General features: G+C 52.1%; 8 protein-coding genes. 2 read left to right on the top strand and 6 right to left on the bottom strand.

Annotation, left to right across the window (positions count from 1 at the left end):
* Positions 1-3: 3 nt before the first annotated feature.
* The 5 genes from HP555_RS14030 to HP555_RS14010 form a co-directional block, all read right to left on the bottom strand.
* Positions 4-867 carry a motility protein A gene (locus HP555_RS14030; RefSeq protein ID WP_233249205.1) on the bottom strand — a complete coding sequence of 288 codons (864 nt, stop codon included), beginning with the start codon at positions 865-867 and terminating at the stop codon, positions 4-6.
* A gap of 15 nt (positions 868-882) precedes the next feature.
* Complete coding sequence (locus HP555_RS14025; RefSeq protein WP_199263187.1) at positions 883-1,977, bottom strand: OmpA family protein; 1,095 nt, start codon at positions 1,975-1,977, stop codon at positions 883-885.
* Positions 1,978-2,166: 189 nt separating this feature from the next.
* On the bottom strand, positions 2,167-2,970 hold the full coding sequence (locus tag HP555_RS14020; protein WP_199263186.1) for a 4Fe-4S dicluster domain-containing protein: 804 nt from the start codon (positions 2,968-2,970) through the stop codon (positions 2,167-2,169).
* Between the two features lie 54 nt (positions 2,971-3,024).
* Positions 3,025-5,241 (bottom strand): molybdopterin-containing oxidoreductase family protein, encoded by a 2,217-nt coding sequence (locus HP555_RS14015; RefSeq protein ID WP_199263185.1) that lies wholly within the window; start codon positions 5,239-5,241, stop codon positions 3,025-3,027.
* Positions 5,242-5,844: a TorD/DmsD family molecular chaperone gene (locus HP555_RS14010; RefSeq protein WP_199263184.1), complete on the bottom strand. Its 603-nt coding sequence runs from the start codon at positions 5,842-5,844 to the stop codon at positions 5,242-5,244.
* A 639-nt stretch (positions 5,845-6,483) separates the two neighbouring features.
* On the opposite strand from HP555_RS14010, the gene HP555_RS14005 reads away from it, so the two are divergent.
* Complete coding sequence (locus HP555_RS14005; RefSeq protein WP_199263183.1) at positions 6,484-6,864, top strand: thioesterase family protein; 381 nt, start codon at positions 6,484-6,486, stop codon at positions 6,862-6,864.
* A gap of 53 nt (positions 6,865-6,917) precedes the next feature.
* Here the strand turns inward: HP555_RS14005 and HP555_RS14000 are convergent, their stop codons facing one another.
* Positions 6,918-7,490: a TSCPD domain-containing protein gene (locus tag HP555_RS14000; protein WP_233249204.1), complete on the bottom strand. Its 573-nt coding sequence runs from the start codon at positions 7,488-7,490 to the stop codon at positions 6,918-6,920.
* Positions 7,491-7,773: 283 nt separating this feature from the next.
* On the opposite strand from HP555_RS14000, the gene ileS reads away from it, so the two are divergent.
* Positions 7,774-10,581 carry an isoleucine--tRNA ligase gene (ileS, locus tag HP555_RS13995; protein WP_199263182.1) on the top strand — a complete coding sequence of 936 codons (2,808 nt, stop codon included), beginning with the start codon at positions 7,774-7,776 and terminating at the stop codon, positions 10,579-10,581.
* Position 10,582 lies beyond the last annotated feature (1 nt).

The raw sequence follows: 10,582 nt of genomic DNA, 5'->3' as shown, positions 1-10,582 counted from the left end.
TGGTTACGACATCTTTGGACCAGTGCGGGCGGTCTCGTCGCCAGCATCAGGATCAAGGTGATCATCAATTGTAATGTGGAATCGTTCCTGGATACGGGCCAGCGGTACCAGGTCGGCTTTTCGGTCGGATGGTGTGAGGAAGGAGAGTAATTTTGTGCGCAGCACAGTGGGGTTTAATTCACTTTGAATGGCGAGGACTCCTTCCATGATGATTTTTTGGAGGAGTAACTCCTGATTGGTCCGTTCGCGCAGGTTCGCGGCAAAAGGAATAAAAAAGAAGTTGGCAAAGATCAGACCGTAAAGGATGGAGGTGAGGGCGAGTGGTACGGTTTTAAGAATGATGCCGGTGTCATCTATACCGGCAAGCATGGGGATTAAACCGGCAACCGAGCCGACAATGCCGAAGGCCGGACAGAAGTCGGCTATGGTGCGCAGGACCCGTTCACTGTCTTCACGACGCAGCTTGAAAAAATACATCTCCGTGTTCAGGATATCGCGAATCTGCTGGGGCTCGTAATTGTCGACCAGGCACCCGAGGCCCCGGCGTAAAAAGAGAATCGATGTCTCGTTTTCCTCCTGCTGCAGGGAGAGAATACCTTCCGCCCGGGATTTAATAGCCAGGTTGATGAGGATATCCACAATCTCGGCCTCGGATTTAAGGCGACTGGAATAGGAGGCCCGGACCACACGCAGGACAATACGCAAGCGGCTGATATGAAAACTCAGCAGGGCGGCGGTAGCACTTCCACCGGCAACAATCATCAGGCTGGCAACATTGAAATAGAAGCTGAGGTTTCCTTTGAAGAGAAATCCACCAAAAAAGATGAGCGTGCAGAACAGCAGACCAAGCAGGTTGTATCGTTTCATTGTTGAGTGGGATGATTATTCAAGGGTGTTTGACGTTGTCGCCTTTGCCTGCGGCGGTTCTTTGGAAAGTATGATCTCTACCCTGCGGTTGATTCGACGGTTTTCCTCGGTTGTGTTCGGGACGACCGGACGAAAAGAACTATACCCCGATACACTGAACTGCTCTGCGGCAAGGTTGGTGCTCTCAATGAGAAAACGAGCAACCCGGCTTGCCCGGGCAAGTGACAGCTCCCAGTTGGAGGGATAACGCAATGTATTGACTGATCGGTCGTCCGTGTGCCCGATGACGTTGATCATGTATGGAGTCTTTTTAATGACAGCAGAAAGCTTTTGCAAAGATTTGATGGCATCCGGTGTCAACTCGGCCTGACCGGAGGCAAACAGCAGGTCACCGGTGAGAACGATCCGCATGGTTTTGTCGGGTACCAGCTCTACTGAGGCGAAGCGTTCCAGATTTTCTGTTGTCAGGGTGTGTTTGGAAAGGTCGTAGATTGAGGTGATCAGTTCACTGTGTACCTTTTCTTCTGTCTGCAGCAGCGGTGTTTGATTTGTTATAGCAGACAGGCTGTGTTCAGCCTGTGATGCCGGCGGTTGCTCCGGAGCTGAGGTCAGTGCAGAGTCCGGTTCAGGAGGTATCCGGTCTTCTTCCAGCCTGTTGCGAATGAGGATATCGGCTCCGACCTGCTTGAGTCCGGGGGGTGCGATGGTATCCAGATCATCTGCGACTTTTTCAGTTATGTTCTGCGAAATTGGATGAAAAACCAGTTCTGATGGTGATGAAGTGCTCTGCACCGGCAGGTTTTCATCGGCTACCCGGTGAGGCTGGTTATGGCTGAGGATTTCATGGTGGGCACGAAAATGGGCATAGAGCACGAGAAAGAGGATGAACATGGTCATCATGAGATCCGACCAGGCAATGGACCAGTGGACCGGTCTGGGCGGTGTCCGTGAGCGATAAAATGAATCCTCAACAACAAAGACCGGCTCAGTGGTCTGTCTTCGTTCCGGCGACCGGGGACGAGGCAGCGAGGCCGCAGATTCGGCTTTAGATGCCTGTTGCGGTTTCTCTTTGTCAGGCAAAAGAGCGGCAGTGGAGCTATTGGTGTCCATATTCCTTTATCGGCAGGTTGATACAGTAACAATAGTTCTGTTCTGTTTTTACTCAGGCCACTCAAGGGCGGTGTGTGGACAAGGCATAAAAAGGGCGAATTATCAACCCGATGTTCGTGAACAAAAAATCCCCTGCCACTTACGAAAAGGAGCAGGGGATGGAGTTGATTTTTGGTGTTTTAGCTGACGTTACTCCTTGTCATCATCCTGGACCGATTGTACCAGAAGGCCGCCGGCCAGACCGAGTAACCCGATTTCCTTCATGTGGGTCTGGGCGGCAACCGTCAGACGTGTGAGCATGGAGCGTCGCAGTGAGACCTTGGGCATCTCCTGTGGTGCAGCCTGCATCAGCAGTTCCATGTCTCCTTTTTTACTGGCATAGTACAGCCCGTGTGGACCGATCTGTACAGCCTTGGAGGTCAGCCCGACTGCTCCTTTTTTGACATACTGGGACACCTCGGAGTTCGGATCGTCGAGATCACCAAATATCCGGGCCCGGGCAAGACAGGTTTGTACGCATGCCGGCTCCAGCCCTTCGGCGACCCGCGGCATACAGTAGGTACACTTGTCAACCTTGCCAAGACTGGTGTCGTCCTTGAGGCTTTCATCAATAAAACGAGCATCGTAGGGGCAGGCCTCGGCACAGGCACCGCACCCGATGCAGCGTTCCCGATCAACCTGAACAGTCCCGTTAAACGGGTCTTTCCAGGTGGCGCTGATTTCCATGGTAACTGTCTTGCCGGTCTTGGCATCCTTGAAGGTAACATTCACCGGATCAGCCGGACAAACCGGTACACAGACTGGTATTTCACAGTGGTTGCATAGTCCCGGGTAGTAGGTGGCCGCCATACCGTCTGAGGTGAGACTCGGGCCGAGTCGGTGCACCCAGTTGCGATCGAATTGAGTGGGTACTTCCCACTCGGCCTTACAGGCAATCACGCAGGCATGGCAGCCAACGCACTTGTCGACATCTATAATCATGCCATATTGCATAGCTCTTCTCCTTTAGAGATGGTCGTGTTGCTCGTGGTGAGAGCAGGTCTGCATTCAGCTGACTTTCACAATTTTAACAAAGTTATTGCGCATGCCATGGGCGCCGGATTCAGGATCCACGGCAATTTTGGTGATCAGGCTGTTGTCATCGATACCCCGATTAACCGCCTGGGTCATTTCCGGATTTTTTGTGCCGTAGCCATGGTACAGGTAGACCACATCCTCCCGGATACCAGGAGTCACTTTGACCGTTGTAGTGGTGGGTGAAGTGACACCGTCCTGATTGGTCAGCTTGATTGTGTCACCCTCTTTCAGCCCCAGTCGGGCAGCCAGTTTATCGTTGACCCACAGCGGATTGGTTTTAGCCTCGTTGACCAGCCACGGGTTGTTGGCGGTCCGGTTGAAGGTATGGAGAGGGGTACGTCCATACACCAGACGTACAAAGCCCTGAGGTGGCTGCTCAATCGGAACATAGGTTGGAATTGGCGGGTAGCCCTCATCTTCCATGTCTTCATTGTAAAAGTGAACGGTCAGATCATCAATGTCGTCGTAAGGGCTGACGCCCGGTTGAACATGGATCCCTCCTTCTGCTTTGATTTTGGCAAGAGAGAGATTGACTCCGGCCAGGGCCTTGTCAGCTAACTCTTCCTGGTTTTGTGCCGGAATCTTATCACCATACCCCATACGTTTGGCAAGCTCGTTTGTGATCCAGATACTGTCTTTGCGTTCAAAGCCCGGGGCAACCAGCGGCATGCGTGGAGCGATATACTGCTGTGGATCCTTACCCAGGTCCCACTGTTGACCGGTTTTAATGAAATCACTCTTCTCAAGGTAGGAACAGTCGGGCAAAAGGATGTCTGCATACATGGTGCTGTCAGTGGGCATGATGTCCACACAGAGAACAAACTCCATCTGCTTGAGCATCTTGATGGTTTTTTCCTGGTTGGGCATGCACTGCATGATGTTCTGACCGCAGATGACAGCCCCCTTGATGGGATAAGGTTTGCCACTGATGGCGGCATCCCGTAAAAGTTCGGTGGGGGTTCCGGGAGGCGAGAAGTGATGCTCATCGGCAACGTCTCGGAGCACACTGTCCTCTTCGTGGGGGACATAGGGCCAGTTGATCCGGGTCAGACCTTTGGGGCCTTTGGGCAGCACCAGCCCACCTTTACAACCGATTGCGCCAAGCAGGCCGGTCAGGCAGGCCAGGGCCCGACAGCGTTGAAAATCATTGCCGTACCAGGTGGTGTGCCGGCCGGGATGAATGGCCACATGGGGCATGTTGGCAGCCATGAGGTCAGCCACCTCTTTGATCTGAGAGGCCGGAACATCACATTCCTCTGCCGCTTTTTCCAGGGTCCACTCGCGGATACCCTTGGCCATTTCGGCAAACCCCTCTCCATGTTCCTCAACAAAATCAGCGTTGTATTTCTTATTCTGAATCAGATAGTTCATGATCGCCAACACAAAGGCTGTGTCGGTGCCTGGACGAATCTGCACCCAGATGTGTGATTTTGCGGCAGATGCCGAATAGCGGGGATCAACAACGATAAGTTTTGCTCCCTGTTCAAGGCCCCGGAGATAATTTTTGGCATGGGAAAGGTGAATGTTTTCTCCGATATGTGTGCCGGTGAAAAAAATCACCTTGGCGTTAGCCATGTCCACGTTTTCATCGGGCGCGATATCCAAAGTGGCCAGATAGGCAGTATCACGAACACCTCGGCACTGAAAAAAAGAGGCCTCGGAAATGTTGGGAGTACTCACGGTTCGTTCAAGAAAGTCCATCAGATATTTCGCATGTGAACCGTGACCAAAAAAACACAGCCCTTTGGCGCCATCCCGGTCGATAATTGTTTTGAGCTTGGTGGCACAGGTGTCCAGAGCCTCTTCCCAGGAGATACGCTGCCACTTGGGTGCTCCGCGTTCCCCAACGTTTTTGAGCGGGTACTTGAGACGATCCGGGTCGTAAAGCATGGCAACGCCGGCGTTACCGCGGGCACATATTGCCTCGCCATTGTCAATTGATTTGGGGTTGCCTTCGAGTTTGATCAGACGACCATCTCGTACCTTACCCACCAGCTGACAGCGCCAGAAGCACATCTCGCAAACGCCGCCAACAGCAGTCTGGGTATTTTTAAAGCTACCTGGCGAAACCAGTGGCGCTTTGACGACACCCGATTGAGCCTTGGCCGTCACCTGGGACAGCGGTACGGACGCAGCGGCAATCGAGGCGGCCTTGAGAAAATTCCGCCTGGTAAGGTTCGTTGCCATTTACTGTTCCTCCTTGGTGAAAAAATCGATTAACTGTATCGACACCGTATAAAACGGATGTCGAGCTTCTTGCATGAATTTCTTCTGAAAAAGTTCAAACCACGGTCGAAAGAAGGTTTGAAGAAAAAACTGTTCGTCTTCAAATCTGGCTTCACTGGTCAGGGCGGCCAGGAAATCAAGTTGAAATCGTATATGGTCGGCCGGTTCGTTCGTGTCAGTAATGTCAAAACCGCATTGTCGATAGAAGTTTCTGATTTGTTCGGTACTGCGCCCCTGTAATGTGCCGTTTCCGTCCCTGTAGATCGAGGCATAGGGAGGAATGGTCTCTCCTGAGTCTGCGGTGATGAACAGGTGAGTGTAGGCAGTCCTCAGATCATTGAGCGGATCCGGCGTCTGGTTGAGCCAGTCGCGCAGCAGCGAGAGTTCCGTCTGACTTCCCAGAGATTCGAGAAGAGAGGTCATTGCCTCAAAAAACACGGTGTTGCAGAGCTCAGGGTCGGGGTAGTGCATGGTCAACGCCAGAAACGAGTAGAGTCGGCTTAAAATCGTTGTTTCAGCCACTGTATCGGCGCATTGATGAGAGGAACAAGTAAGACCTGGCATAGCCCGTGCTTTGATAGTGATTGAGGAGATGACTGGGGCAGTGAGAAGTTCCCTGGTATCTTCATGTGATTGTTGAGAATGAGAGCGATATGGTCGCCTTGTGTTGTCCTGCAGACGGCCATTTTCACTCACAAAACTGAAGGTTTATACCATATATTTTTTATGTTCACAACTTCTCTGCCGAGCCGTCTTGCTCTTTCATGTACTCTTTCCGGCAGAAGAACAGGCAGGCAGACAATATTGATCTGTAATAATCTGTAATAAAAAGGTGATTGAATGAAAAGGCCGTTGATTCACTCACAGTCGAAATTTTAAGATAGGATGTTGTTTTGTCCAGACAGATCGTTTTTTCTGCAGAGCGAAACGCACAGAGGAGCCATTTCAGACAAGACGTTATGCTGTCGAGATATCGGCTGAGCTGGCCACTTTTTTCTGATGCCACGGCTATCGGCCGGTAAAGAGACCTGTTTGTCGCATCGTTATTTATTTATGTGCTGTAGCGATGTTTCCGAGCCTTGACCAAGCTGTTGTCTGCTGCTATAAATTTACACTTACAGGTGTTCTGTGCATGGCGACCGGCAGGTTCTTGCTGCCTGTCAGCTGTTGAGAGCACATTTGATATGCAAAAGGAGGATGGACATGGAGTTACAGATACCCCCGGATGTGAAGGGCAAGCAGGAAGAAACAGTAACGTTTGAAACGACGGCTGCGCGTTATGGCAGCGGGCTGGTCGAGGTGTATGCAACTCCGGCCATGGTCGCTTTGATGGAAAAAACCTGCTTAACATCTGTACTGCCCTATCTGCCGGAGGGGTTTGGTACTGTTGGCGTCAAGGTGGATATCAGTCACAGTAAGGCGACTCCGGTGGGGATGAAAGTGAGCTGTGAATCGACTCTTGTTGAGGTTGATCGGCGCCGTTTGGTTTTTGAGGTGTTTGCCTACGATGAAAAAGGTGAAATCGGTCGAGGTCGCCACGAACGGTTTGTCATTGATACGAAGAAGTTTATGGAAAAACTGTAGAAGGTGGATGTGCAGCCGAGGTGAGCAGTTCGGCCGTTGCGCTTGAGGCGATTTTATACTGTTTCCTGCTGATTGTCGTTGATCGGTGCCGGCTCTGCTCTCTGCCTGTAGCGACTGAGCACACCGTACAGCATGTCGGGCAGATCATTTTTCTGCCGGGAGCTGCGCTGAATCTGTTTAAGGCATTTGTCAAAAGTCACTGCTTCACCAAGAAAAATATGCCTAAGGATGAGGGAGATCAGACGGGTGATCGTGGTGAGGTTGGCAATTCGCGCCTGTAATTCGTGGTCACGATCAAAGGCGGTTGAGGCAAAGATCTCCACTGGTCTGCCATCTACTTCACTAATGGACAGGTACCACTTGTTCCGGTCACGATCAATGGCGCGGTAACGTTTGCCGTCAAGGACCTCCGGGAGTTCGGCTTCGCCTTCAATGGTGTGTTGCATGGGCAGTGTAAACATCTGTTCGCTGTGGTGCTGTGTCCACAGACGTTGCACTGTTTCGGGTTGATCCTGTATGGCCTGAGCAATCGTTTTACAGGTCGAACAGAGCTCGTCAGCCTGTTCCGGGAGGGATGGCCGGATCTTGCAGACTGGGCAAAGGGGATGTTTTTCGGCGGCGGTCACATGCGGCTCCACGGCTGGTGGTCGGTTGATGGGGAACTTGAGGTTAATACACTGTTTCAAAATACATCGACTATGGAAAAACACAAGTCGGGAAGTTGGCATCGTCCCGACTGTTTTTCCGGCACGCCTTTGCCAAAAGGTGGAGTTGCGCCTGTACTTTCAATAGCTTGAAGCACAATGGCGTGTAGCCGGCTTTTCCCTTGCACTCTCCACAATGATTGGTACAATCTGTTATTTCGTGTATACTCCGAATTTTCTTTTTTGCAACAGATCAGGATGGGTAATGGATTATAGGGAAACGTTGAACCTGCCGAAGACCAGGTTCAAGATGAAGGCAAATTTGACGCAACGTGAGCCACAGGTGCTGAAGCGTTGGGATAAAGAAAATCTCTATGGCCGGGTCCAGGAACAGGCGGCCGGTCGACCGCTGTTTGTGCTCCACGATGGACCACCGTATGCCAACGGTAATATTCATCTTGGCACAGCCTTTAATAAGGTTCTCAAAGATATCGTTTTACGTTCCAAACGCATGGCCGGCTTTAATGCCCCGTATATTCCCGGTTGGGATTGTCATGGTCTGCCCATCGAGCACAATGTGGACCTGGAGCTGGGTGCGAAAAAACAGACGATTCCCACCCTTGCTAAACGGGCAGCCTGCCGGAGTTACGCCGAAAAATGGATCAACACCCAACGTGAACAGTTTAAGCGTCTGGGGGTACTCGGTGATTGGGACAACCCCTATCTGACCATGAACTTTCAGTATGAGGCGATTATCGCCCGGGAGTTCAATAAATTTCTCCTCTCCGGTGCGGTCGTTCGTTCCAAAAAACCGGTCTATTGGTGTGCTACCTGCGGTACGGCTTTAGCTGAAGCCGAGGTTGACTACGCGGATCATACTTCGCCTTCGGTGTACGTCAAGTTTCCAGTGACTGATGATCTGGGCGGAGTGATTCCAGAGCTTGCGGGTCGTAAGGTTTCGGTGCTGATCTGGACCACCACCCCATGGACTTTGCCGGCCAACCAGGCCATCGCTTTTCACCCCGACTTTGAGTATGCCGCAGTGAGCGTCGGTGAGGAGACCTGGATATTGGCAAAAGAACTGGTGGACAGCCGCATGGCCGAATTCGGCATCAAAGAGTATGCAATCGTTGCCACTTTTTCAGCGGAATGTCTTGAGTATAAAACCTGCCGTCATCCTTTCATGCACCGGGATTCTCTCATTGTCCTGGCTGATTATGTGACAGCTGATTCCGGAACCGGATGCGTGCACACGGCCCCCGGCCATGGCAGTGACGACTATCTCACCGGTTTGCGTTACGGACTGGAGATCCTCTCGCCGGTGGACGATAACGGTTGCTTTACAGCCGAGGCCGGTCGCTACAAAGGTCAGCAGGTTCCACAGGTGAACCGTCAGATCATTGCCGATATGGCTGCAGAAGGATCGCTGGTTAAACAGGTGGCAATTCACCACAGTTATCCGCACTGTTGGCGCTGTAAAGAGCCGGTCATGTATCGGGCCACTGCCCAGTGGTTTATCTCCATGGAGAATCTCGATCTGCGGGCCATGGCGCTGGCTGCGATCAATAAGGTGACCTGGACGCCATCCTGGGGGCAACAGCGTATTTACAGCATGGTTGAGACCCGGCCCGACTGGTGCTTATCCAGACAGCGCTCATGGGGAGTGCCGGTCACGGTGCTCACGTGTGCCGCATGTGGAGAGGTACTGAAAAATGAAGCGGTCTGCAGGCGTATTGATGAGTTGTTCCTGAAAGAGGGGGCAGACGCCTGGTTCAAGCATGAGGCTGCTGACTTTGTTCCGAACGATGTGCTTTGTCCCTGCGGCGGCTCCACCTTTAAAAAGGAGAGCGATATTCTTGATGTCTGGTTCGACTCCGGGGTCAGCCATGCCGCTGTGGTTGAGCAACGACCGGAATTGCGTGCCCCTGCCGACCTTTACCTTGAAGGAAGTGATCAGCATCGCGGTTGGTTTCAGTCTTCATTGCTCACATCGGTGGGTACCCGTGGCCATGCCCCTTATTTGGGGGTGTTGACCCATGGGTATGTGGTTGACGGACAGGGAAAAAAGATGTCCAAATCTGTGGGTAATGTTGTTGCGCCACAGGAGGTGATTGATCAGTACGGTGCCGAAGTACTGCGTTTGTGGGTCGCCAGTGAGAACTATCAGGACGATATCAAGGTTTCCGGTGAGATCTTAAAACACGTTTCCGACGCCTATCGCAAGATGCGTAATACGCTCCGTTTTCTCCTGAGCAATCTTTACGACTTTGATCCGGCAAGGGATAGTGTTGATTATGCAGACTTACAGGAGATCGATCGATGGGCTCTTCACAGGTATGCTGAGCTGCATGAGCGAATCACCCGCGCCTACGAGCGCTATGAGTTTCATGCGGTGTATCACGGATTGCATAACTTTTGCGGCACCACCATCTCCAGTCTGTATATGGATGTGCTCAAGGATCGATTGTACTGTTCAGTTCCAGCCGGTCTTGAGCGCCGGGCAGCCCAGACTGTCATCTATCGGCTTCTGGACGGATTGCTGCGGCTGATGGCTCCGATTCTCTGCTTCACTGCAGCTGAGGCGTGGGAGCATCTGCACCAGTTGGAGCAGGAGGCGCCCCTGGATCGGTCCATCTTTTTTGTGGATTTTGCCACAGTGGACGATATAGAACAGGATGCTGACTTCAATGCGCGCTGGAATCGACTGCTTGCCGTCCGCAGTGCTGTAACCAAGGTTCTTGAGGGAGCCCGGCAAAGTAAAAGTATCGGGCTTTCCCTGGATGCGGAGGTGGTGTTGCGGGCAGGTGAGGAATGGTCTGGTTTTTTTGCTGATAGCCTTGAACAGTTACGCGAGTTATGTATTGTTTCCAGTCTGCGGACAGCCGAAGATAAGGACCGGGAATTGGTTTTTGTTGAGGCGGAAGAGGTGGCCGGTCTGGAGATTGCCGTTGTACCGGCCCCGGGTATCAAATGTGAGCGCTGCTGGACAATTTCTCCTTCGGTTGGTAAAGATACGGAGCATCCTGTGCTCTGTTCCCGCTGCGTTGCTGTTGTTCGGCAGTTGGCGGCCTGAG

This window comes from Desulfobulbus oligotrophicus, from assembly GCF_016446285.1.
Lineage (GTDB): Bacteria > Desulfobacterota > Desulfobulbia > Desulfobulbales > Desulfobulbaceae > Desulfobulbus > Desulfobulbus oligotrophicus.
This window is presented reverse-complemented; position numbering and strand designations above follow the sequence as displayed.

Bases quoted from the DNA above. Each gene is read 5' to 3' on its own strand.
- HP555_RS14030 (WP_233249205.1), bottom strand. From the start codon at position 867: ATGAAACGATACAACCTGCTTGGTCTGCTGTTCTGCACGCTCATCTTT.
- HP555_RS14025 (WP_199263187.1), bottom strand. From the start codon at position 1,977: ATGGACACCAATAGCTCCACTGCCGCTCTTTTGCCTGACAAAGAGAAA.
- HP555_RS14020 (WP_199263186.1), bottom strand. From the start codon at position 2,970: ATGCAATATGGCATGATTATAGATGTCGACAAGTGCGTTGGCTGCCAT.
- HP555_RS14015 (WP_199263185.1), bottom strand. From the start codon at position 5,241: ATGGCAACGAACCTTACCAGGCGGAATTTTCTCAAGGCCGCCTCGATT.
- HP555_RS14010 (WP_199263184.1), bottom strand. From the start codon at position 5,844: ATGCCAGGTCTTACTTGTTCCTCTCATCAATGCGCCGATACAGTGGCT.
- HP555_RS14005 (WP_199263183.1), top strand. From the start codon at position 6,484: ATGGAGTTACAGATACCCCCGGATGTGAAGGGCAAGCAGGAAGAAACA.
- ileS (WP_199263182.1), top strand. From the start codon at position 7,774: ATGGATTATAGGGAAACGTTGAACCTGCCGAAGACCAGGTTCAAGATG.